The sequence below is a fragment of the Polaromonas sp. genome (assembly GCF_016185115.1).
Lineage (GTDB): Bacteria > Pseudomonadota > Gammaproteobacteria > Burkholderiales > Burkholderiaceae_C > Polaromonas.
Window position 1 is genome coordinate 152,718 of sequence record NZ_JACPOF010000020.1, and the last position, 21,727, is coordinate 174,444.

The 21,727-nt window shown below is 58.0% G+C and carries 24 protein-coding genes; 8 read left to right on the forward strand and 16 right to left on the reverse strand.

All coding sequences use genetic code 11. The features are described 5' to 3' along the window. Positions 1-39 precede the first annotated feature (39 nt). Positions 40-807 carry a HesA/MoeB/ThiF family protein gene (locus tag HYX42_RS13655; RefSeq protein ID WP_293403891.1) on the forward strand — a complete coding sequence of 256 codons (768 nt, stop codon included), beginning with the start codon at positions 40-42 and terminating at the stop codon, positions 805-807. Here HYX42_RS13655 and HYX42_RS13660 read toward each other — a convergent pair. Beyond that, positions 804-2,942, reverse strand: a complete 2,139-nt coding sequence (locus HYX42_RS13660) for an AsmA family protein (RefSeq protein WP_293403893.1) — start codon at positions 2,940-2,942, stop codon at positions 804-806. The two genes, HYX42_RS13655 and HYX42_RS13660, sit on opposite strands and share 4 nt — an antisense overlap. Positions 2,943-3,175: 233 nt before the next feature. On the opposite strand from HYX42_RS13660, the gene HYX42_RS13665 reads away from it, so the two are divergent. After that, positions 3,176-3,556, forward strand: coding sequence for a response regulator (locus HYX42_RS13665; protein ID WP_293403895.1), 381 nt, complete (start codon positions 3,176-3,178; stop codon positions 3,554-3,556). Positions 3,557-3,594: 38 nt separating this feature from the next. Here the strand turns inward: HYX42_RS13665 and HYX42_RS13670 are convergent, their stop codons facing one another. After that, the gene (locus HYX42_RS13670) at positions 3,595-4,227 is read right to left on the reverse strand and encodes a response regulator transcription factor (protein WP_293403897.1); all 633 of its coding nucleotides are present in this window, start codon (positions 4,225-4,227) and stop codon (positions 3,595-3,597) included. Between the two features lie 131 nt (positions 4,228-4,358). On the opposite strand from HYX42_RS13670, the gene HYX42_RS13675 reads away from it, so the two are divergent. The 6 genes from HYX42_RS13675 (at position 4,359) to HYX42_RS13700 (ending at position 7,979) form a co-directional block, all read left to right on the forward strand. Continuing rightward, positions 4,359-5,699, forward strand: coding sequence for a CHASE3 domain-containing protein (locus tag HYX42_RS13675; protein ID WP_293403898.1), 1,341 nt, complete (start codon positions 4,359-4,361; stop codon positions 5,697-5,699). A 262-nt stretch (positions 5,700-5,961) separates the two neighbouring features. Next, positions 5,962-6,126, forward strand: a complete 165-nt coding sequence (locus tag HYX42_RS13680; protein WP_293403900.1) for a DUF1328 domain-containing protein — start codon at positions 5,962-5,964, stop codon at positions 6,124-6,126. 80 nt (positions 6,127-6,206) lie between these two features. Beyond that, positions 6,207-6,608 carry a hypothetical protein gene (locus HYX42_RS13685; protein WP_293403902.1) on the forward strand — a complete coding sequence of 134 codons (402 nt, stop codon included), beginning with the start codon at positions 6,207-6,209 and terminating at the stop codon, positions 6,606-6,608. Between the two features lie 83 nt (positions 6,609-6,691). Beyond that, complete coding sequence (locus HYX42_RS13690) at positions 6,692-7,057, forward strand: hypothetical protein (RefSeq protein WP_293403904.1); 366 nt, start codon at positions 6,692-6,694, stop codon at positions 7,055-7,057. Between the two features lie 8 nt (positions 7,058-7,065). After that, entirely contained in the window at positions 7,066-7,518 is a 453-nt protein-coding gene (locus HYX42_RS13695; protein WP_293403906.1) for a hypothetical protein, read from the forward strand. Positions 7,519-7,664: 146 nt separating this feature from the next. After that, positions 7,665-7,979, forward strand: a complete 315-nt coding sequence (locus HYX42_RS13700; protein WP_293403908.1) for a BON domain-containing protein — start codon at positions 7,665-7,667, stop codon at positions 7,977-7,979. A 117-nt stretch (positions 7,980-8,096) separates the two neighbouring features. Here the strand turns inward: HYX42_RS13700 and HYX42_RS13705 are convergent, their stop codons facing one another. The 14 genes from HYX42_RS13705 to HYX42_RS13770 all read right to left on the reverse strand — a co-directional run bounded on the left by HYX42_RS13705 (position 8,097) and on the right by HYX42_RS13770 (position 21,708). Beyond that, on the reverse strand, positions 8,097-8,723 hold the full coding sequence (locus tag HYX42_RS13705) for a thermonuclease family protein (RefSeq protein ID WP_293403910.1): 627 nt from the start codon (positions 8,721-8,723) through the stop codon (positions 8,097-8,099). A gap of 1 nt (position 8,724) precedes the next feature. After that, entirely contained in the window at positions 8,725-9,555 is an 831-nt protein-coding gene (locus HYX42_RS13710; protein WP_293403912.1) for a DUF429 domain-containing protein, read from the reverse strand. Positions 9,556-9,582: 27 nt separating this feature from the next. After that, complete coding sequence (locus tag HYX42_RS13715) at positions 9,583-10,464, reverse strand: DMT family transporter (protein ID WP_293403914.1); 882 nt, start codon at positions 10,462-10,464, stop codon at positions 9,583-9,585. A 49-nt stretch (positions 10,465-10,513) separates the two neighbouring features. Further along, positions 10,514-10,936 carry a BLUF domain-containing protein gene (locus HYX42_RS13720; protein ID WP_293403915.1) on the reverse strand — a complete coding sequence of 141 codons (423 nt, stop codon included), beginning with the start codon at positions 10,934-10,936 and terminating at the stop codon, positions 10,514-10,516. Positions 10,937-10,948: 12 nt separating this feature from the next. Next, positions 10,949-11,680, reverse strand: a complete 732-nt coding sequence (folE, locus tag HYX42_RS13725) for a GTP cyclohydrolase I (RefSeq protein ID WP_293403916.1) — start codon at positions 11,678-11,680, stop codon at positions 10,949-10,951. Between the two features lie 91 nt (positions 11,681-11,771). Next, positions 11,772-13,493 carry an ATP-dependent DNA ligase gene (locus tag HYX42_RS13730; RefSeq protein WP_293403917.1) on the reverse strand — a complete coding sequence of 574 codons (1,722 nt, stop codon included), beginning with the start codon at positions 13,491-13,493 and terminating at the stop codon, positions 11,772-11,774. Next, positions 13,490-14,539: a ligase-associated DNA damage response exonuclease gene (locus HYX42_RS13735; RefSeq protein WP_293403918.1), complete on the reverse strand. Its 1,050-nt coding sequence runs from the start codon at positions 14,537-14,539 to the stop codon at positions 13,490-13,492. The genes HYX42_RS13730 and HYX42_RS13735 overlap by 4 nt, the downstream gene beginning before the upstream one ends. Before the next feature lie 139 nt (positions 14,540-14,678). Beyond that, entirely contained in the window at positions 14,679-15,137 is a 459-nt protein-coding gene (nudB, locus tag HYX42_RS13740; protein ID WP_293403920.1) for a dihydroneopterin triphosphate diphosphatase, read from the reverse strand. A 306-nt stretch (positions 15,138-15,443) separates the two neighbouring features. After that, entirely contained in the window at positions 15,444-17,231 is a 1,788-nt protein-coding gene (gene aspS, locus HYX42_RS13745; RefSeq protein WP_293403922.1) for an aspartate--tRNA ligase, read from the reverse strand. Between the two features lie 100 nt (positions 17,232-17,331). After that, the gene (locus HYX42_RS13750) at positions 17,332-17,952 is read right to left on the reverse strand and encodes a DUF502 domain-containing protein (protein ID WP_293403924.1); all 621 of its coding nucleotides are present in this window, start codon (positions 17,950-17,952) and stop codon (positions 17,332-17,334) included. Continuing rightward, positions 17,952-18,305 (reverse strand): FmdB family zinc ribbon protein, encoded by a 354-nt coding sequence (locus HYX42_RS13755; RefSeq protein WP_293403926.1) that lies wholly within the window; start codon positions 18,303-18,305, stop codon positions 17,952-17,954. The genes HYX42_RS13750 and HYX42_RS13755 overlap by 1 nt, the downstream gene beginning before the upstream one ends. 130 nt (positions 18,306-18,435) lie before the next feature. After that, positions 18,436-19,989 (reverse strand): ubiquinone biosynthesis regulatory protein kinase UbiB, encoded by a 1,554-nt coding sequence (ubiB, locus tag HYX42_RS13760; RefSeq protein ID WP_293403928.1) that lies wholly within the window; start codon positions 19,987-19,989, stop codon positions 18,436-18,438. Next, complete coding sequence (locus tag HYX42_RS13765; protein ID WP_293403930.1) at positions 19,986-20,561, reverse strand: hypothetical protein; 576 nt, start codon at positions 20,559-20,561, stop codon at positions 19,986-19,988. Before HYX42_RS13765 ends, ubiB begins: the two co-directional genes overlap by 4 nt. A 175-nt stretch (positions 20,562-20,736) precedes the next feature. Then, positions 20,737-21,708 (reverse strand): TIM44-like domain-containing protein, encoded by a 972-nt coding sequence (locus HYX42_RS13770; RefSeq protein ID WP_293403932.1) that lies wholly within the window; start codon positions 21,706-21,708, stop codon positions 20,737-20,739. Between the last annotated feature and the right edge of the window lie 19 nt (positions 21,709-21,727).

Below are 21,727 nucleotides of genomic sequence, written 5' to 3' on the forward strand. Positions count from 1 at the left end.
CGAGCATCAGCTGCCGCCTGACCATTTCATGAACCAGCCGTGAACGACACGCAGCTGCTGCGTTATTCGCGGCACATCCTGCTCGATGAAGTAGGCATAGAAGGCCAGGAGAAATTCCTGGCCTCACATGTACTGATAGTCGGTGCGGGCGGGCTCGGCTCACCCGTGGCGCTCTACCTGGGCAGTGCCGGCATAGGGCACATCACCGTGGTCGATCACGACACCGTCGACGCCACCAACCTCCAGCGGCAGATCGCCCACACGCTTTCAGGCATCGGGCAGTTCAAGGCCGAGTCCATAAGGCAGTCGATTGCAGACATCAACCCGGATGTGCAGCTGACGGCGGTCACACAACGAGCGGATGATGCGCTGCTCGACACGCTCGCAGCACAGGCTGATCTCGTGGTTGACTGCACCGACAACTTCGCCACACGGCATGCCATCAACCGGGCTGCGGTCAGGCATCAAAAACCACTTGTATCCGGCGCGGCCATCAGGTTCGATGGGCAGGTGGCCGTGTATGACACACGCCGCGCATCGTCACCCTGCTATGCCTGCGTATTTCCTGAAACAGAGCATGTGGAAGAGGTGCAGTGCGCGACCATGGGCGTTTTTGCGCCACTGGTAGGCATCATTGGCAGCGTTCAGGCGGCAGAAGCCCTGAAGGTGCTTTGCGGAACGGGGGACCCACTGACGGGTCGCATGCTGATGCTGGACGGCCGCAGCATGTCGTGGAGCGAATTGCAGATGCCGCGGGATCCGCATTGTGCAGTTTGCGGTCACCGGCCCGCTGGTCCCGTTCTTTAGTTCACCGCCTGGGCTGGCGTGGGGGCCGGAGCGGAAACCTCAGCACGTTTACCGGGCTGGACGGTCGCCACTGGCGAGCCAGCCGCCGCTGGCTGGGCTTTCGCTTTGGGGTCTGCAGCAACCGCAAGCGCACCGCGGCAGTCCGCATCTTCACCCGGGCCCGTCTCTATGGTTGCGGCCAGCGCCAGCAGGGGGTTGATGAATGCCAGCCCAAGAGTCAGGCCGGCACGGGCACCCAGAGCGAGTTTGTCAGGGCCCGCTGAAGGCGATGCAAACGTGCCGCCAATCTTCAGGGGCGAACGTAGACTCAAAATACTGTGGTCCTTGGGCTGGGGATGCAAGGTGATGTCCAGGGTCTCGTTCGCCAGATTGATCTGTCCAGCCCCGTTGATCACCGTGTCAGACGTATCGAGCACGATCACCTTGCTGCTCATCATGCCCTGCTTGACCTCAAACGCGGCAGCTGAACAAAGCAGCTTGACGTTGCGGTCCCCGCGCACAAGGAACTTGATCACCTCGCCACCATCCAGGCCCATGAACTCCAGCAATATGTTGCTGAGTTCACCTTTGCCCATCAACACAGCCACGTCACCGGAAGATGACGCGAGCATCTGCGCTGCAGAATTTCCGCGCCCCGTCAGGTTCACCTGCCCGCTGACCTTTCCAAAAGAGCTTTTTGTGCTTTCTATGGTCGGGAAGAGCTGGTTAAGCTGGACTGCACGCAATGCAAGGTGTGCATCGAAAGCAGCAGGCACCACATTGACATCAACACTGAACTTGCCGGCAAGGGAGCCACCCGCAACCGCGAGCATGAGCGGATCAAGCTGGAGTACGCCATTGTTCAGCTTCACGTGAACGCTGCCCTTGTCCAGTGGGAGTTCTTCCACGTGACGGATTTTCGTGGCGCTGTAAACCACATCGGCATTCATGGATTTCAGGCGCACAAGATCGAGCGTTGCAGTTGGCAGAACCTTGCGGGAAGGGTTGCCTTTGGCCACGGTTACAGGCTTTGCGCCCGCAGCACCGGCCACTACGGTGCCCGGGTCTTTGGCAGACTTTACAGCGGCCTTCACAGGCAAACCGATGACCGGCCTCAGATCCTCAAAGTCCAGCAGCCTTGACTGAACCTTGCCGGTGAGCAAAGGAACAGCTGATGAAGTATCAAAGGTCAGATCCCCGCTCAGGTCAGAACTGCCCAGCACCCCCTGAATCTGCCGCGCAGACCACACATCACCATGCTTGTCCAGCCGGCCCCGCAGCTTGTAGGGCGGCGTAGAGGGCAGAACCACCCCGGCAAGCCGGTAAAGCTCCTCAAGATCGTGGCCCTGAATGTCAAAACTTGCGTTAAGCCCACTCAATTCCTGCAGGTTTTCAATCGTGCCTTTGGCCTTGAGCATGGTATGACCTGCAGCAGCATTGACCTCAAGGGGAAATGCGGCCTGAAAGTCCTTGCTGAGCTGCAGCACGCCGCCTGCCCGGCCGTTGGCGGTAAACGGCGCATTGCGCCACTTGCCCGCCACCTTGTAAGTCAATGGCAGGTCAGACAAAGACGTCCCCCTCGTCCCGGTTGCGGGTGTGCTGCCTTCCGCCACAAGCGAAAATTGTGCACTCATGTCTGCGCCCTGCGCAGATGCGCGGTACTTTAGGGTGCCGGCATCCACAGTCAACGCGCCTATCACCGGCACCGAGCCCGTATCCGAGGTGTCACGCGACAGTGCCCATGTGCGGCGGCCATCCGGTTCCACCTGCAGGCCTATCTGGGGTTCTATCAGCGAAATCCGGGGCAACTCCACCTTGCCCCTGAGCAGGGGCCACAATCTGATATCAAACTCCGCCGCCCTGGCCTTGACCAGATAGGGCTCGCTGGCCCACTCGGGATTGGCCAGTTCAAGCCCTTCAGCACGCACCGTGACCGTTCGGCCAAGGCCAACCGACAAGTGCTGGGTGATCTCAAAACGGCGGCCGAGCTGGTCGGAAACATATCGGTTGATCGGGCCCCGCATGGCGTCCCACGGAAAAAACACGATAAGCAATACCAGCGCCAGAATAAATAACGCCACCCCCACGAAAATTCGCCTGCCGACGGTCTGTCGTGCAGCAGGGTCAGGAAGTTCTGCGGAGGGAGTTGTAGGCATCCCTTAATGTCGGCCGGCCAACCCGACAAGACCATGGGCCATCGCCATTGAAAGGTGTGGGCGTCTGCCTACAGCCATGGGTAGGAAACATCCTACAGCCCGCACACCCGCGTGCTGTCAGAATCGAGACAAATGCAGATACATTAGGAAACAACCAGACCTTGCAACGTGATACTCACAGCAAGGCACCACGAGCCATCGCCGGCAGCAGCGGCCCACCTGGACCTGATCCCGTGAGATTGAAAACCTTCATAGTCGAAGACAACCCGACCATTCGCGAAAACCTAATTGCGACTCTTGAAGAACTTGCAAGCGTTGAAGCCGTGGGCACCGCAGACACGGAAAATGAAGGCAAGGCCTGGCTCACGACAAGATCTGGCGACTGGGATCTGGCCATCATCGACCTGTTTCTCAAACAAGGCAGCGGTCTGGGGGTGCTCAGCGCCTGCCGTAACCGAAAACCGTCACAGAAGGTTGTGGTCCTGAGCAACTACGCGACTACAGACATTCGCCAGCGCTGCGCGCAGATAGGCGTGGATGCCGTATTCGACAAATCCAATGAGATTGACGCGCTGGTGGACTATTGCATTCAGCTAGGCAGCACCAGCGGGTGAAACCGCGTTGTAAACACGATTTCAGGGCACAGGCGAAATCAGTCGATCAGCTTGTTCTTCAGGGCGTAGTAAGTCAGGTCGCTGTTAGACGCAAGACTCATCTTTTCCATCACCCGCGTTCTGTAGGTGCTCACGGTTTTGACACTGAGCGACAGGGCCTTGGCGATGTCGCCGGCGGTTTCGCCCTTGGCAAGCTTGAGGAACACCTGGAATTCGCGTTCCGACAGCTGCTCGTGCGACGCCATGTCATTGGGCCTGTTCAGTTGCTGGGCAAGAAGCTCCGCAACCGTCGGTGTGATGTAGCGCTTTCCAAGGGAAATGACGCGTATCGCATCGACAATTTCGGCAGGGTCACATTCCTTGTTGAGGTAACCACTGGCGCCCTGGCGGATCAGGTTGACCGCGTAGTGCTCTTCAGGATAACCGCTCAAAATGAGAATGCCGACGTCAGGCGCCTTGGCACGTATCATCGCCAACGCGTCAATGCCGCTTTGGCCCGGCATGGACAAATCCATGACCAGAATATCAAGTTCGACATTGCGCACGAGGTCAATAGCCTCCCGGCCACTGCCAGCCTCACCAACAACACGCAAATCCACCTGGTCGGAGAAAAATTGCTTGAGCCCGGACCGCACAATCGCGTGGTCATCCACAATTCCAATTTTGATCATGTCGCTGTCTTTCTAGGAAAGCCTGCATTGCAGGTAAACGGTGTGACACAGGCTAACCAGCCGGCTGCCCACATTAATTTCAGTACCCATTATTGACGAATAACATCGGGAAGTATCCTACTGATCTTGTCATGAAAAAATTTGCGCTTCCCAAAATGGCCATCAGCCTGCCCCTGGCAGTGCTGGCAGCTGCCATCCTGATTTTCATCAATGAACTCAGTTTTAGCCAGTCTACCGCTGCTGCTGCCAGTATCGAAGAGGCGCAGCAAACCCGGGGGGCACTCAACAAACTCATGCAGCATGTGCTAGATGCCGAGACAGGCCAGCGCGGGTACCTCCTCACCGGCGAAGCCCGCTACCTGGAACCTTACAGTGCGGCTACCGCAGAGATCAACCAGAACCTGGACGTCCTGCGTCAGCTCTTTGTTCCCTATCCGGACCAGCTGACCGAATTCGCCGCCATGTCGCGTCACGTATCGAGCAAGCTGGCGGAGATGGATCTGAGCGTGAGAATGCGCCGCGAGGGTAACGAAGACGCCTGGAAGTTCGTCATGACGACCGACGTGGGTCAGGAGCACATGGAAGCGATTCGTGCCCAGTCCGTCAAACTTGCAGCCAGAAGCATCACGCGCATGGAACAGGCCCAGTTGCAGATCAAGCAGACATTGCAGCTGTCCCGTATCGGTGTCGCCATCATGGCCATGGCAGGTCTGCTTGCTTTCTACATGTACCTTCTGCAGACCCAGGCCCTGCTGAAATCGGGAGAGCGGGAGAAAGAGTCCTTGCAGCGGGAACGGGATCAGCTGGATCTGCAGGTAAGGGAGCGAACAGCCAACCTCGCCGAGCTGGCTACCCACCTGCAAAATGTCCGTGAAGATGAACGGGGGCATCTTGCCCGCGAACTGCACGACGAGCTCGGCGCCCTGCTCACGGCCGCAAAACTCGATGTGGCAAGGCTGAAATCGCGCCTGGCAGGCAACCTGCCGGAGGCTGCAGACCGGCTGGCCCATCTCACGGAGACACTTAACAGCGGTATTGCGTTGAAGCGCCGTATTGTGGAAGACCTCAGGCCATCGTCGTTGTCGCACCTCGGACTGGTTGCATCGCTGGAAATTCTCGCGCGGGAGTTCGAGGAGCGCTCGGGTCTGTCCATCACCACCGATCTCGAAACCGTAGATCTCGGCGGATCGGCGCAGCTGACTGTGTACCGACTGGTGCAGGAGTCGCTCACCAACATTGCGAAATATGCCGAAGCAACCCAGGCCGTGATCAGTCTTCAGAACATGGAGAGCTACATCCTGATCGAGGTTCATGACAACGGCAAGGGCTTTGAAGTCAGCAATGTCTCCAGCAGCAGTCATGGCCTGGCTGGAATGCGCCACCGCGTGGAAGCCGCTGGCGGGCGGCTGACGGTTGAAAGCGCCAGGGGAGTTGGCACACGTATTTCCGCTGTGCTGCCAAAGACCATCTGATCTGATATGCCCGACCAGGGGCAAACAGCGTCAGTGCCATCTGGCACATGCGCAGTTTTCGTGTGAGCGGTGGTTAACGGACAATAAACTGTCAGCATCGTCCTACGGCACGTGAACTACGCTGCTGACAACTCTGCGGCACGACAGCCGATGACTAAAACCGGCGTCAGTACATAAGCTTGCAGCATGTTTCAAGAGTCCGACTCCCACTCGCCAAGATGAGTGGGGACGGCACTGAAAAACCCCTCTTCAAGGAGCTTACATGTTGCACTACTCTGTCGTGTTTTTGGTCATTGCATTGATCGCCGCAGTTTTTGGGTTTGGCGGCATCGCAGCTGGTGCGGTGGAAATCGCAAAGATTCTGTTTTTCATCTTCGCCATCATGGCCGTTGTCAGCTTTGTCGTAAGCCTTCTGCGTAAAAACTGATTCCATACCGCCGCCTGCCGCGCTGACGACAGGCAATTCCGCTTCAAGCCTCCAGACCCCACCTAACCCAAGGAACTTTCATGACCATCACCACATCCCGAACCCCCGATTCACTTCCCGGTGTTTCCGGCGTAAAGCAGGCTTCGGATCAAGCATTGCACTCTGCAGAAAAAGCAGTTGACAACACCCGTGTGTATGCCAATGACGCGCTGGATCGCGCTGAAGACAAGGTGCGCGAACTGCGGGGCAACGTGGATCCCATGATCGAAGCCATGGCAATGAAGGCCCAGAAGCTGGCTCGTCAGAGCCTTGACATCGCGGCCGAAGCCAAAGAAAAAGCGCAGCAATCGTTGTCGCGGTATGCAAGTGCCACAACACAGTACGTGTCGGAACAACCTGTGCGTTCTGTGCTGATCGCAGCGGCGGTTGGGGCGGCAGTTGCACTGCTTGTATCAGCCAGTCGCAACCGCAACCGCTATTAAGCCGACCTGATCGCGAACGGCGGATATGCCTTCATGCGTGCATGAACTGCGTACCGCCGAACCAAAAACAAGTGCACAAAACCATGCTTCACCCCCTGTTCTCCACCGTCATACAACGTCCGGATCTGGTTGCAGACCATGCATCGGCGTACGCTGCCCTGTTCAACCAGGAGGTGAAGGCGATGGGAACGAATTTCGTGGAGCGGGTCGCCGTGTGGGTTTTGGTTGTGTTGTGCGGATTTCTTTTTCTGTCCCTCACCGGTATCGCACTGATGCTCGGATTTATCCATAACCAGTTCCACTGGACACTTGTTGCAGTGCCAGGATTCGCTTTGATACTGACAATGCTTGCCTTCCTGAAAACCAGGCAACCTCTGCCGCAGGAGAATTTTACGGAACTGAAGGCCCAACTCGACAGCGACATTCACGCGCTTCGTATGGCAGCTTGAGGCAGATCATGAACGCACCTGACCTTACCCCCCAGCAACGTCTCACGGCAAGCCGCAACGCCATCGTTCGTTACATGAATCATGAGGAAGGCTCTGAGCGCAACAGTGCAAATCATTCCGGTTCGGACGGCATGGAGGGCTATGGGGAGCCTCCTCCCCGGGCAGGATCCTGGTCAGCCATCAAACATACGGCCAGGGTCTGGTGGCAGCACCATCCTGCCCAACTGGTACTCAGCCTGGCAAAACCTGCACTTGGCCGATACGCAGAAGAAAAACCGCTGCAGCTATTGGGAATTGCTGCGGGCGTAGGGGCTGCCGCGGTTGTATTTCGACCGTGGCGGCTCATATCCGTGACCGGCCTCGTATTTGCAGCGATCAAGACATCGGACCTGCCCGTTCTCTTGATGTCACTGCTGTCGCGGGGCGCGGAGACAGAGCATCACACGGGGGAAAGCCCATGAATGTATTGATCCAGCCGAATCCCCGGCGAGTTCACGACCCCCGTTTAAAACACCACCATTAACCACCGGTTGATCGACGTAGTGCGACCGATCAACAGGCTTTTTAACTACAGCACTGACAGACTTCAATCATCAAAGGAAATAATATGAAATACGCTCGCGCAATCGCATTTGCCGCCCTGGCCGGTATCACCATTTTGTCCACAGGCTGCGCCGTTGTGCGTGGCCAGGAAACCGCAGGCGCGTATGTTGACGATGCCGCCATCACGACGGCGGTCAAGGCCAAGTATGTCGAGGACAAGACTGTTGCGGCCACCGCCATAAGCGTTGAAACGCTCAATGGCACGGTACAGCTCTCAGGCTTCGCCAAGTCCCAGGCAGAAAAAGACAAGGCTGAAGCCCTGGCACGCGGCGTGAAGAATGTCCGTGCTGTGCGTAACGATATCGCCGTCCGTCCTTAAGGATAAAACTTCCGGGCGTTGCCGCCGGATATAAAAAGCCTCCGTTACGGAGGCTTTTTTGCGCCCGCAGCTGCAAGCAAATTACTGTCACAGACCCCAACCCATTTGTTTTTGCCATCAGTGATGGCTTTTGCCTGGGGCCGAGGGAAAGCAGCTGCCATGGCGTTTTCTGAAGTCACGCGGAATCTCGGGCGCATCAAGGGCAAAAACACCAAGACGGGAATTGCTGGAAACCTGTTGCTCTCGCGCATAGGGACCTCGGTAGTTGCGGTAGCCGTAAGACCACGCATGCCCGTGGCTGACCATCCACCGCCCAATGTCTTCATCTCCCATATCAACCCGTGCCAATAACCGCCCATAGTCATCAACACGCTGGTAGGTGATGGTGACCATCTGACCCAGTACCTTTCTCCGCAGGGCTTCCCGCGCCTGGGCACCGTGTGGTTGACAGATTTCCGGCGCATCAATGCCTGAGATGCGCACCTTCAGTAATGTGCCGCCGCCATTTATCCAGACGGTATCTCCATCGACCACCCGACTGACAATGCCCGTTTGCACCTGAGGAGATGCTGCAGCCAATGGATGCGCTGCGAACATCGTCAGCAGACAGGCAAATGCCGCCGCAGCTTTGCGCAGAATGCTGCTCGCCGATGCACGTGGGACCGTCCGCAGTTTGACCCCATGCCTCTCCATGCGGGCACTGGTTTCAGCTCGTCTCCTGAATCGCCGCGTGTACGTCGTCATGTCATGCAGTGATGATCCATCCCTCGATGGGATCAATATCAGGTGGAAGTCCATAGAGCGGCACGCCCTCCTCATGCCGGGTTTGCGCCCAGGCGGCCTGCATCAGGCACAGGATGGCATCCAGCCTGTCACCTTTTGCATCATCTGCCAGGCTGTCGCGCTGGGCATGCGTCAATTTGAGCCGGAGCGACAATCGGGTCTGCCCATGCTCGAGTGCAGTGATCAGGTCCTTGCGCGCAATCAGCCTGTCCGGCGTCTGCCTGGACTTGTCGTCACTTTTGTACGAGCGCTGCCCCAATATTTCGCGAGCCAGCAATCCGGGATAGGCTTCCAGCGCAACGCGCGTACGGTCACCTTCATGCAACCCCGGCATGTGCACACCGGCTGCCAGCAGTCGCGGTACACCGGCATGCAACATGTAGGCAACAGGCGGGTTGACCCATTTCATGGAAGGACTGGCGCCAGCCGGAATGTCCGAGGCCCGATGTGCAAATTTGCCACCCACTGGCCGCGCATTGCAGAAGGCCGCAAAAGTACGCCGTATGTCCACTCGCTCCATGCCTGCATAGTGCCTGATGAGTTCCGGCCACGTCTGCGGCCAGTCGAGTTGCAGCACCAGCTCGCGCGGCAGACCGAAAGGGAAGTCAAAAGCACCCAGCCAGTGCTTCGGGCGAGCAACCCACTCACCAAAAGCATCGAGCGAGTCCAAATGCTCAATACTGGACAGCTGGACACGCCCTGACGAGCAGGTTCCCAAAGCCATCACAATCGGTTTATGGCGGGTGGGTGCGCTTGAAAAATCACACCCGACCAGCAATCCTGTAGAAGTCATGCCCTGATTGTCATGCACCCGAAGGCGTCAACCCACGGCAAGGCTCATCACACCGGCAGCGATCAGGACCGCGCCCAACAGGCGCTGGACACGGTCCCCTTCGCCAAGCAGGTGACCGCCAATGAGGGCGGCAAACAGCATGGACACCTCACGCGCGGGAGCAACATGTGACAGCGGCGCAACCTGCATGGCATAAAGCACCAGCACATAAGACAAGGGACTGATGGTGCCTATGAGAAGTGCATATTTCCACTGGCTCCGCCACAGGGCGAGTCCGGCCTTGCGGTCCCCCAGAAAGGACGGTGCCAATACCGCAACACGCACAAAATTGCCAAAATAGTCAACCAGTATGGGCGACATCAACAGGAACTTGACGGCATACCCATCAACAACCGTGTAGCTCGCAATAAAGGCACCCGTCAGCAGGCCATAAAGCATGCCCTTGTGGACCCGCTTTCGACGGGCAGGTTCATGGGCCGCCCGCAAGAGTGCAGGGCCGCCGGCAATCAGGAACACACCGGCCACCACAGCGGCAATTCCCGCAAGCCCCAGTGCAGAGATTTGTTCGCCCAGAAAAACAATGGCCACAAGGGAGGACAACAAGGGGCCTGAGCCACGTGCGAGTGGATACACCACCGTGAGATCGGCTTTGCGGTAGCCGCGCAGCAGGATGACGTAGTACAGCACATGAAGCACACCGCTGACCAGAATCAGCGCCCACTCATGCCAGTCCCATCCCGGTATAACGCCCCAGGCGGCCCACAAACCCACGGGTGCCCAGACCAGCATCACCATGATGCTGGTGAAAAAAGCGAAGCGGGAGTCACCTCCCGCCTTTTTGGCCGCGATGTTCCAGCTGGCGTGAATCAGGCCGGCAAGGATGACCAGGGCAAACGCGGAAAGCGGCATGACATACCCAGCTCACTGCGCCAGTCGGCGTTGAGCCATTATTGAAGGGTCAGGTGCGGCCCATGATGGAGGCGGTCGCCATCAATTCTTCAAGCAAAGCAAGGGATACCTTTCCCGACACGGAGTACGGGTCGAGCTCGGGCGTCTCCGAGTACTTGAGCAGGATTGAAGTATTGAGTTTGGCAATATTGACCTGGCCCATGGTCCAGCTTCCAAAACGGCGTTCAGAGATTTCTTCGTAGTGAAGAAGGATGACATCCTTGTGGCGAATGTCTTTCTGGATGTGCCCATACAACTCGCTGACCTGTGTCCTGCCGCCCTCCAGGGCCTGCAGAAAGATGCCGCCACCATAACAAAGGATGCCGGTGATGCCGCAAGCGGGGTTGTGGCTGCGCGACTGGGCCAGTATGGCTTCTGTTGCTGCAGGGGTCTGGTCAGCGGCTCGGCTGGCGTAAAGAAGTCGTACCAACATGTTTGAATGTCCTCAGTTGCCGTTGTTGTGCTTTGGAATCAGAGAGAGGAATTCACGGCGCAGGTTGGGATCTTTCAGGAAGACACCTCGCATGACCGAGTTGATCATCTTGCTGTCCATATCCTTCACACCACGCCAGCCCATGCAGAAGTGGGTGGCCTCCATAACAATGGCCAGGCCGTCCGGGGAAGTTTTTTCCTGTATCAGGTCAGCAAGTTGCACCACAGCCTCTTCCTGTATCTGGGGACGGCCCATCACCCACTCTGCCAGGCGTGCATATTTGGACAGCCCAATCACGTTTGTATGCTCGTTAGGCAGAACACCGATCCAGAGTTTGCCGATGACAGGGCAAAAATGGTGAGAGCAGGCACTGCGCACAGTGATCGGACCGACGATCATCAGCTCGTTGAGATGCTCGGCGTTCGGGAATTCAGTGATGGTTGGCCCCGTGACATAACGGCCCTTGAATACCTCATTGAGGTACATCTTGGCGACGCGTCGCGCGGTATTGTTGGTGTTGTGGTCGCTCGCCGTGTCAATCACCATGCTGTCCAGCACACCCTGCATCTTGACCTCAACCTCGTCCAGCAATTTTTCAAGCTCGCCCGGTTCGATGAACTCGGCAATGTTGTCGTTGGCGTTGAAACGTTTGCGGGCGAGGTTCAGGCGTTCCCGGATCTTCACGGATACCGGCGTGCCTTCGTCTGTGCTGTCGCGTTGTGGCGTATCGGATTTCATAAGCATGGCCAATGTTACCAGCCGGCCCAAAAATCAGGCATATCCGGGGTTTTGGCCCCAAGCCACCCACAAGCCTGCTGTCATTACGGCCTTTTAGCTATAACTTCAATAGCAACTCAAGACTCTCCAGCGTGTCTGCATCATGCAGGGGCTTGTCGTCGCGTATTCGGAGCATTCTGGGAAACCGTACGGCAATACCGCTTTTGTGCTGCGGGCTGCGATTGATGCCCTCAAATCCCAGCTCAAACACAAGGGTGGGTTTGACACTTCGGACCGGTCCGAATTTTTCGAGGGTGGTTTTGCGAATCACGCTGTCTATCCGGCGAAATTCTTCGTCGGTCAGACCAGAATAGGCCTTGGCAAAGGCCACCAGTTGCAACGCATCAGGCAAAGCAGGTTCCCGCTTTTCAATCGCCCGAACAACTGCGGCGGCTTCTTCTGCATTGATTGGCCGGCGATTCCAGACCGCAAACGTGTAGTCGGTGTAAAGCGACGCACGCCGGCCATGGCCGGCTTGCGCGTATATCAGGACGCAATCGACCGTCATGGGTTCTATCTTCCACTTCCACCACAGTCCGTCAGCCTTGGTACGACCCGTACCATAGGCCGCATCCAGCCGTTTGAGCATGAAACCCTCAACACCGCGTGCGCGCGATTCTGTACGCAGCGCTTCAAAGGCCTTCCACGAAGACAGTTTTTCCACCGGGGAGATTTTCAGCGCTGTACCAGCCAGCAACTCCTCAAGCTTCTGGCGGCGATCACTCTGGGGCTGACTGCGAATATCCTGATGCTTCAGCTCAAGCAGGTCATACGCCATGAAGGTCACAGGCGCATCACTCAGGATTTTCTTACCCAGGGTTTTGCGCCCGATACGCTGTTGCAACAGGGCAAAGCTGGCAGGCCTGCCCATTGAAGATTCAGACGTATCAGCATCCTTGGCCCACACCATGATTTCTCCGTCCAGCACCGTACCGTCAGGCAGTGACTGGGCCAGCGCAACAATCTCGGGAAAGCGCTCCGTGACCAGTTCTTCGCCGCGTGACCATATCCATACCTGCCCGGCCCGCTTCACGACCTGTCCACGAATGCCGTCGTACTTCCACTCCACCTGCCAATCACCAACAGGTCCCAGTCTGGCATCCAGTCCCTCGAGAGGCGTATCCAGCTGGTGTGCAAGAAAAAAAGGATAGGGCTGCCCCGCGTCCTGAACATCCGCCAAACCCGCCTCCGTGACCGCAAGCAGGGCCTCATACCGATCGGCGGTGGGCATCGCTTTCGCATCCACGTAGCCCATCATCCGCTGCGCAATGCGTTTGGGGTCAACGCCCGAATGGGCCGCCAGCGCGCGCTGCACAAGCAGCTTGCTGACACCCACACGAAAGCCGCCACCGACCAGCTTGGTCAGCAGAAAGCGGCCCTGGGAATCGAGCTCGCACCAGTAAGCACGTATGCGAGAGGCGACTTCGGCTTCGGGCAAACCGCGAAGGGGCAGAAGCCGGTTTTCCACCCACTCCGCAAGACCCAGGTCTGATTCAGAAAAGTCCAGCGGAAGAATGTAGGCGATGGTCTCGGCCAGATCGCCGGTGGCCTGATAACACTCTTCAAAAAGCCAGTCCTCGATACCCGCCGCATCACAGGCCAGGGTGCGCAATGCGGAAGTCTTCACCACTTGCCTTGGCTTGCCGCCAGAAAGAAAATAAACAGCCCAGGCGGCATCGCCTGCCGTCGCCCTGGCAAAGTATCTTTGCAGGGCATCTACCTTTGCAAGAGTGGATGTTGTCGCGTCGAGTTCGGTAAACAGCCGGGCGAAATGTTTCATGAGGCCGTATCCGGCAATGGGGTGGCGGCAGGAGGCGCAGCGTCAAACTGGGTGTCTGCGGATTCGTCGCCGTACTCTGTCTCAAAAGCCTCTGCCTGGAGACCTTGTTCAGTGAGGTAGCGCACAAGCACTGGAACGCTACCGTGCGTGACAATGACACGACTGGCACCGGTCGCCCCTATGGCGCCCATGAGGCCCGGCCAGTCGGCATGATCGCTGAGCACAAATCCCCTGTCATAGCCCCCTCGCCGACGCGCGCCGCGCAATTGCATCCACCCACTGGCGAATGCATCGCTGAAATCGCCAAAACGCTTGATCCAGGGCCCCCCCGCGGCGCCCGGCGGGCAGAGCACCAGAGCACGCCTGAATTCAGCGGGATCCATGACATCGCTGACCATTTGTGTTTCGGGCAGGTGCACACCCGCGGCGCGGTAAGCGGTATTGAGGGTCTGCACTGCGCCGTGAACGATGATGGGGGCTATGCTGGCGTCAACACCGCTCAGAATGCGCTGCGCTTTTCCGAAGCTGTAACACAGGAGCACGCTCGCCCGGCCGGCCGCGGCATTGCCTGACCACCACGTGTTGATCTCGGTAAAAAGTTCTGCATCAGGACGCCAGCGATAGATGGGCAGGCCGAATGTGGATTCAGTGATGAACACATTGCAGGGCACAGCCTCGAAAGGCACGCACGTCGCATCCGGTGCGACCTTGTAGTCGCCGCTGGCGACCCAGACCTGACCCGCGTGCTCAAGCCGGACCTGCGCAGAACCCAGGACATGACCAGCGGGATGCAGGGACACCTTCACACTGTTGTGCGTGATCTGGTCGCCATAGTCCAGCGTTTGCAGGTTGATGCCTTCGCCAAGCCTGGACCGCAACACGCCTTCGGATGGCGCGCTGGCCAAATAATGGCCATGCCCCACCCGCGCATGGTCAGCATGGGCATGTGTGATAACCGCACGGTCAACGGGCCGCCAGGGGTCGATATAAAAATCACCGGGGGGACAGTACAGGCCTTCCGGCCTCTGGACAATCAGATCCTGCATTCGGAAGATGTGGGTGAAATTATCCAGACCATAAACTGATTCCAGCTTAGGAAGGCCGCCTGCACGGGGCTGTAGGCGGCGCGATAAAAGCGGCGTACGCAAGCATCCCTTTGCGGAAGCTCCCATCCCGACGGAAGGTTCAGGCGCTGCGCCGAGCGACCATTCGGGAAAGCATCAGCACCGCCTCGGCATTGGAGGGCGAAAAACACCGATCTGCAGCTTCCAGCCAGGGCAACCATTCGAATGCCGTGTGTTCGCGCGGATTGAGCTGCACCGGCAGCCTTTCGGGCACGCACAGCCCGAACACATGCTCGGTGTTGTGCGTCACGCCCGGCGCGTAGCGCGCGCGCCAGGCGGGGTAGATCTCGTAGATGTTGGATAGCTTCCAGTCGGCCAGCTGCCCCGACGCGCCGCGAATGCCGGTTTCCTCGAACACCTCGCGCAGGGCCGTCGTCCCCAGCGGCTCCGACAGCGAATCGCGCGAACCGGTCACTCCCTGCCAGAAACCGGGGTGGTCGGCGCGCTCGATCAGCAAGACATCGCGTTCGGGGGTGTAAATCACCACCAGCACGGATTCGGGAAGTTTGAAAGTGTTCAAGAGGCCATGCTAGCGCAGCAGGGCGCAGGGCAGGAACACGGCAGGAGCAATGGCAGGATGAAGGGAGCGGCAGCTGGAGTGCGCGCATAACCTGTACACAGCACGCGAACGGGTCGACTCAATTTCAACAGTTTGTCGGAAAAGCTATCAAATAAATAGCGGCCCACGCACGTATCCATTGGCTTGCAGCCGTTTTATAGGCTCAAAAACGGCGTTTTTCGCAGTTTTTCCGGCATCCAGCCCCCAAAAAAGGCTTCATGCCCGCCAAAATGTAAAGTCGACTTTACATTTTGGCGGCACCGCCGTTCAGGCCGGCTGAGGATTGCGCAGGCGGATATGCAGCTCGCGCAACTGCTTTTCATCGACCGGGCCCGGCGCATGCGTCAATAGATCCTGTGCGCGCTGGGTTTTGGGGAAGGCGATCACGTCGCGAATGGACTCGGCGCCCGTCATCATCGTGACGATGCGGTCCAGCCCGAACGCGAGGCCTCCATGCGGGGGCGCGCCATACTGAAGCGCATCCAGCAGGAAGCCGAATTTCTGCTGCGCTTCTTCCGGGCCTATCTTCAGCGCGTTGAAAACCTTGCTCTGCACTTCCGCACGATGAATACGCACGGAACCGCCACCGAGTTCCCAGCCGTTGAGGACCATGTCATAAGCCTTGGCGATGCATTTACCGGGATCGGTGTCCATCCAGTCTTCATGGCCGTCCTTGGGCGCCGTGAATGGATGATGCACGGCGCTCCAGCGCTGGTTTTCCTCGTCATGCTCGAACATCGGGAAGTCAACCACCCACAGGGGTTTCCATCCCGCTGTAAAGAGACCAGCCTTCTTGCCGAAAGCACTGTGACCGACCTTCAGGCGCAGGGCGCCTATGCTGTCGTTGACGATTTTTTCCTTGTCAGCGCCGAAGAAAATCAGGTCTCCATTGGCGGCGTTGGTACGCTTCAGTATCTCTGCAATCGCTGCGTCATGGATGTTCTTGACGATGGGGCTTTGCAGGCCTTCACGCCCCTTGCTCACGTCATTGACCTTGATCCAGGCCAGGCCCTTGGCACCATAAATTTTCACAAACTCGGTGTAACCGTCTATCTCGCCGCGGCTCATTTCCGAGCCACCTGGCACGCGCAGCGCCACAACACGCCCGCCCGTCGTGGTGGCCGGTGCGCTGAATACCTTGAAGTCCACGTCGCCCATGATGTCCGTCAACTCGGTGAACTCCAGGTTCACGCGAAGGTCGGGCTTGTCCGAGCCGTAGCGATGCATGGCTTCTGCATAGGCCATGACTGGAAATTCACCGAGGTCGGTATCCAGCACGTTCTTGAATATCTTGCTGATCATTCCCTGGAACATGTCGCGGATGTCCTGCTCCCCCATGAACGATGTTTCAATATCGATCTGCGTGAATTCCGGCTGACGGTCGGCACGCAGGTCTTCGTCACGAAAGCATTTCGTGATCTGGTAATAACGGTCAAAGCCGGACACCATCAGCAGTTGCTTGAACAACTGCGGGCTTTGCGGCAGGGCAAAAAACATGCCCTCGTTAACGCGGCTGGGCACCAGGTAATCACGCGCACCTTCAGGGGTGCTCTTGGTCAACATGGGTGTTTCGATGTCAATAAAACCATTGGCATCCAGGAACTTGCGGGTCTCCATTGCAACGCGGTAACGCAGCATCAGGTTGTTCTGCATGTAGGGGCGACGCAGGTCGAGCACCCGGTGCGTGAGGCGGGTGGTCTCCGACAGGTTGTCGTCGTCCAGCTGGAACGGCGGGGTCACGCTGGGGTTGAGTACCGTCATCTCATGGCACAGCACCTCAATCTTGCCGCTATTCAGGCCGTCATTGGTGGTCCCTTCCGGCCGTGCACGCACGACACCCTTGACCTGGACGCAAAACTCGTTGCGCACGCTTTCTGCCGTCGAAAACATGTCGGCGCGATCAGGGTCGCAGACCACCTGGACATAACCTTCACGATCACGCAAATCCACAAAAATAACGCCACCGTGGTCGCGCCTGCGGTTAACCCAGCCGCACAGGCTGACGGTTTCACCCATCAGGGCTTCTGTCACCAGCCCACAGTAATGTGAGCGCATTTGTGATTTGACTTGGGACACCATGGACATAGATAAATTCGCTTTTAAATTCGATTGCATTTGCGGACAGCGCAGTTGACACCCGTACCGCGCTTCAGGTTTATTTGGGTTTGTAATTGGCCGCGCTGCCGGGCACCACCACACCCATGGAAATCACATACGTCAGCGCTTCGTCAACGCTCATCTTGAGTTCTATGCAGTCTTCGCGCCTGAGCATGACGAAGTAGCCACCAGTAGGATTCGGCGTGGTCGGGACATACACGCTGAGGTAATCACCGGGTAAATGGTTCACGACATCACCACCCGGGGTACCGGTCTGGAAACCAATGGTCCAGACGCCTTCACGGGGCCATTGAATGAGCAGGGCTTTACGGAAGGCATTGCCATTCTCGGAAAACAGTGTGTCGGAAACCTGTTTGACACTCGAATAAATGGACCGCACGATGGGGATGCGATTAAGCAGAATATCCCACCAGCTGACCAGCTTCTTTCCCAGGAAGTTGCTTGCCAGCGCGCCTATCAGCAACACGATAAACAGCGCAAGCAAAACACCAAAGCCGGGAATGTGAAACCCGATCAGTTTGTCCGGATGCCAGGAGCCCGGGAGAATCAGCAGCGTCTGATCCAGCGTTACCACGATCCAGTCGAGTACCCAGACAGTAATGCCCAATGGCACCAGTACCAGCAGGCCCGCGAGCAGCCACTTGCGGATCGCAGACATCAGGCGCCATCCTTGCCGGAAGATGGTTTGCTGGGAGCGGGGGCCGGGGATGCAGCCGGCGCAGGTGCGGCGGCGCTCGCGGCAGGGGCGGGGGTCGACTCGCCGGATTTCGAAGACCCCGAAGATGCTGACTCACCCTGGCCCGATGGTGCGGTCGCGCCGGTAGCCTGGCCTCCGCGAAAATCAGTGACGTACCAGCCTGAACCCTTGAGCTGGAACCCGGCCGCCGTTACCTGCTTCTGGAAGGCAGACGCGCCGCAATTGGGACAGACGCTGAGGGGCGCATCCGACATTTTTTGCAAAACATCCTTTGCAAATCCGCAGGACTCGCATTTGTAGGCGTAAATTGGCATGGCTATAGGTATTTCGGGTGAGGCGGCGGGAGTTCGCACCCAAGGTGCAAAACCTTTAATTATAGGCGTTGCCCGCGGATCACAATACCGTTACAGGCCCCGCAACCAAAGGCCCAAGAGTGGCCGTCACCTAAAAAATATGCACCTTCATGACGACCTGCATGACGATCAGCCCCAGTAAAAATCCGGTCCCGCCATAAATGATGCCCTGCAGCAGCTTGTTGGTACGTTTCTGCTCGGCCAGAAGCTCCAGCAGTTCCCTGTGATGGGAGGCTGGTCTGTCTTTTAGATATTGCGACAAAAGTCTGGGCAGACCGGGCAATAGCTTGGCATAGGCAGGAGCTTCAGCTTTCAACTGGGCCAGCAGTTTTTCAGGACCTACCTGCTCCAGCATCCACTTTTCGAGGAAAGGTTTGGCCGTGCTCCACAAGTCCAGGTCGGGATCAAGCTCCCGGCCCAAGCCCTCGATGTTGAGCAAGGTTTTTTGCAGCAGCACAAGTTGCGGCTGTATTTCGACGTGGAACCGGCGAGAGGTCTGGAACAGGCGCATCAATACGAGGCCGAGCGAGATTTCCCTGAGTGGCCGGTCAAAATAGGGCTCGCAACAGGCGCGAATTGCAGCTTCAAGCTCATCAACACGTGTGCTCGCGGGAACCCAGCCGGATTCAATATGCAGCTCAGCCACACGTTTGTAATCACGCTGGAAAAAGGCGCTGAAGTTCTGCGCGAGATATTCCTTGTCGATCTCTGTCAGCGTACCAACGATGCCGAAATCCAGGGAAATGTAGCGGCCGAAGGTCGCAGTCTCCAGGCTGACCTGGATGTTGCCGGGGTGCATGTCGGCATGAAAAAAACCGTCGCGAAACACCTGGGTGAAAAAGATGGTGACGCCGTCACGCGCCAGTTTTTTCATGTCGACGCCCGCATCGCGCAGGCGCTGGATCTGGCTGATGGGTACGCCCTTCATGCGCTGCATCACCATCACATCGGGCATGCAGAAATCCCAGACCATCTCGGGGATCATGACCAGGTCAAGGTTCTGCATGTTGCGCCTTAACTGGGCCGCATTGGCAGCCTCGCGGAGCAGGTCCAGTTCATCATGCAGGTATTTGTCAAACTCGGCCACCACTTCGCGCGGTTTCAGGCGCTTGCCGTCGGCAGAGGCGCGCTCTACCCAGCCGGCCATCATGTGCATCAGCGCCAGGTCTTTTTCGATTGCAGGCTTCATGTTGGGGCGCAGGACCTTGACGGCCACTTCCCGCCCATCTGGCAAGGTCGCGAAATGCACCTGTGCAATCGAGGCGCTGGCTACCGGGACGGAATCAAAAGTCCCGAAGATCTGGGCCAGCGGCCTGCCAAAAGCTTTTTCAATAATCGCAATCGCAATGGCGGAATCGAAGGGGGGCACCCGGTCCTGCAGGCGGGCCAGCTCGTCGGCAATGTCGGTCGGCAGCAGGTCGCGCCGGGTTGACATGACCTGACCGAACTTGACAAAGATGGGCCCCAGACTTTCAAGCGCCTCCCGCAAGCGCATGCCCCTGGGCGCCCTGAGATTTCGGCCCACCGAAACAATGCGCGTCAGCAGCCGTATCCAGGGCTTCTCAAAGCTGGAGAGCACCAGTTCATCCAGGCCGAAGCGCAGCACGGTCCAGATGATGAAAATCCCGCGAAAAATCCGGCTCATGCAGCAGCCTTGCCATCGCCCGCACCAGACGCGGCTGCAGGCACCACCGCAGTACCCGGTGCTCCGGGCCGCATCGCGATGAACTGCCTGAGGCCCGCAAGGATTTTTCGACCCGTATCGGCCAGGGCATGGGCAGGGATATCACCCACAACCCGGGACAAATCCTCCTCTGCGTCCCACCTGAGGTTCTCCGCCAGCCAGCCAAGTTCCGCTGCAAGCTGGACATCGCCCTCAATCTTGACGGGCGGCGGTTTACCTGCAAATACGGATTGGGCGACCACCAAGGGAGATTCGGCTGCTACAGAAACCGACAGATCGGGTTTGGCTGACGCCGGTGCCCGGTCAAATAAACCGGCAGGCGTGACCCGCAGATCCAGAGAAAAAACACCCCAGCGCACGTGAATGACATTGCCTTTTTTGCGCATTAGACGGTCTTGCGCCTCTTTTTCCTGCATCACCACATGGTTCAGGAATAGAACAAGCCGCTGCTGGCCCTCATCAACCATCCATGCAGGCGGCTGAAAACGGTTTGCAAGGGATTCCAGAAATGAAAAAGGGGACGATGTATTCATACGTCCCCGATTTTGACCGATAAACACGGAATCACCGACTGGCTTGGTCACGCATATGGGTTGCTCATCGCAGCGATGCCTGTGCAAGTCAAGCCATGGAACCGGCTTCGCCGGGCCATAGGCGGGCGGCCCCCTCGGGGGGCAGCGACCCACACGAAGTGGGGGAGCGTGGGGGCTACTGAAGTGCCTGCACGCCCGCCACCAGCCAGCCGCTGCCACCGTTACGCGGCTTGGTCATGTTCCAGACTTCGCGGAAAGGGCTTGCGCCTGCTGATACATCTTCCCGGATCATGCCGGAGAACTCGACGCTGGCCATATACACATCGTTGAGTTCTTCAATGCCAAGCAACTGCGCATTGAGCATGACCACGTCGGTCTTGTTCGTACCGCCACCGGTGTGCGACTCGCGGTCAGCCAGCTGAACCTTGATCTGTTCCAGCATTTCGTCGGTCATCATGGAGCGCAGGCTGGTGATGTCGGAGCGGTCCCAGGCATCCTGCAAAGTCAGGAAGTTGGTTTTGCTGGCGTTGAGGAAGCCGTCGGCGTCAAAGCCTGCAGGTACACCCCAGTTTTGCGAACCCAGCAATGCAGAACCAATCATGGAACCAGAAGCATTTTTGCTGGCGTCAAAAGCCATGCTGTTGCGTTCCCACGGCCTCGCAGATGCGTCGTTGCCGACATTCTCGGGACTGTAGTTTTTGGGCGTTGTCGCCGTGCTGGCATCACCGGCGCCCTGGAATGCATACGGCGTCTGTGCCTGCCCGCCGGACTGGCCTTTAAGCTTGCGCATCACAAAACCGATCACCACCATGACCACCAGCGCCAGCAGGGCGAACATGATGATCTGGCCAAATGCGCCACCCAGACCGAGTGATGAAGCAAGCCAGGCCAGGCCAAGACCCGCCGCCAGACCACCAAGCATCGCACCCCAAGGGCGTTTCGGTGCTGCGGCAGGCGCGGCGGCAGCAGGTGCGGCGGGTTTGGCTGCTGATGTGGCACCGCCCGGAGTTGCTTCACGCTGCGTTACGTTGGACGACTGCTTGCCGATGGACTTGCCACCCCCAAGACGTTTGGCTTCTGCGTCTGCGCCCGCCAGGGTCAGCGTCAATGCCAGCATGGCAGAAAGAATGATGGACCAGATTTTCATGAAAAGTCTCCTTGGGGCA

What these genes read in the sequence shown, in the direction of transcription:
- HYX42_RS13660 (WP_293403893.1), bottom strand. Translation starts at nt 2,942, where the DNA reads ATGCCTACAACTCCCTCCGCAGAACTTCCTGACCCTGCTGCACGACAG.
- HYX42_RS13670 (WP_293403897.1), bottom strand. Translation starts at nt 4,227, where the DNA reads ATGATCAAAATTGGAATTGTGGATGACCACGCGATTGTGCGGTCCGGG.
- HYX42_RS13675 (WP_293403898.1), top strand. Translation starts at nt 4,359, where the DNA reads ATGAAAAAATTTGCGCTTCCCAAAATGGCCATCAGCCTGCCCCTGGCA.
- HYX42_RS13680 (WP_293403900.1), top strand. Translation starts at nt 5,962, where the DNA reads ATGTTGCACTACTCTGTCGTGTTTTTGGTCATTGCATTGATCGCCGCA.
- HYX42_RS13685 (WP_293403902.1), top strand. Translation starts at nt 6,207, where the DNA reads ATGACCATCACCACATCCCGAACCCCCGATTCACTTCCCGGTGTTTCC.
- HYX42_RS13690 (WP_293403904.1), top strand. Translation starts at nt 6,692, where the DNA reads ATGCTTCACCCCCTGTTCTCCACCGTCATACAACGTCCGGATCTGGTT.
- HYX42_RS13695 (WP_293403906.1), top strand. Translation starts at nt 7,066, where the DNA reads ATGAACGCACCTGACCTTACCCCCCAGCAACGTCTCACGGCAAGCCGC.
- HYX42_RS13700 (WP_293403908.1), top strand. Translation starts at nt 7,665, where the DNA reads ATGAAATACGCTCGCGCAATCGCATTTGCCGCCCTGGCCGGTATCACC.
- HYX42_RS13705 (WP_293403910.1), bottom strand. Translation starts at nt 8,723, where the DNA reads ATGACGACGTACACGCGGCGATTCAGGAGACGAGCTGAAACCAGTGCC.
- HYX42_RS13710 (WP_293403912.1), bottom strand. Translation starts at nt 9,555, where the DNA reads ATGACTTCTACAGGATTGCTGGTCGGGTGTGATTTTTCAAGCGCACCC.
- HYX42_RS13715 (WP_293403914.1), bottom strand. Translation starts at nt 10,464, where the DNA reads ATGCCGCTTTCCGCGTTTGCCCTGGTCATCCTTGCCGGCCTGATTCAC.
- HYX42_RS13720 (WP_293403915.1), bottom strand. Translation starts at nt 10,936, where the DNA reads ATGTTGGTACGACTTCTTTACGCCAGCCGAGCCGCTGACCAGACCCCT.
- folE (WP_293403916.1), bottom strand. Translation starts at nt 11,680, where the DNA reads ATGCTTATGAAATCCGATACGCCACAACGCGACAGCACAGACGAAGGC.
- HYX42_RS13730 (WP_293403917.1), bottom strand. Translation starts at nt 13,493, where the DNA reads ATGAAACATTTCGCCCGGCTGTTTACCGAACTCGACGCGACAACATCC.
- HYX42_RS13735 (WP_293403918.1), bottom strand. Translation starts at nt 14,539, where the DNA reads ATGCAGGATCTGATTGTCCAGAGGCCGGAAGGCCTGTACTGTCCCCCC.
- aspS (WP_293403922.1), bottom strand. Translation starts at nt 17,231, where the DNA reads ATGCGCTCACATTACTGTGGGCTGGTGACAGAAGCCCTGATGGGTGAA.
- HYX42_RS13750 (WP_293403924.1), bottom strand. Translation starts at nt 17,952, where the DNA reads ATGTCTGCGATCCGCAAGTGGCTGCTCGCGGGCCTGCTGGTACTGGTG.
- HYX42_RS13755 (WP_293403926.1), bottom strand. Translation starts at nt 18,305, where the DNA reads ATGCCAATTTACGCCTACAAATGCGAGTCCTGCGGATTTGCAAAGGAT.
- ubiB (WP_293403928.1), bottom strand. Translation starts at nt 19,989, where the DNA reads ATGAGCCGGATTTTTCGCGGGATTTTCATCATCTGGACCGTGCTGCGC.
- HYX42_RS13765 (WP_293403930.1), bottom strand. Translation starts at nt 20,561, where the DNA reads ATGAATACATCGTCCCCTTTTTCATTTCTGGAATCCCTTGCAAACCGT.
- HYX42_RS13770 (WP_293403932.1), bottom strand. Translation starts at nt 21,708, where the DNA reads ATGAAAATCTGGTCCATCATTCTTTCTGCCATGCTGGCATTGACGCTG.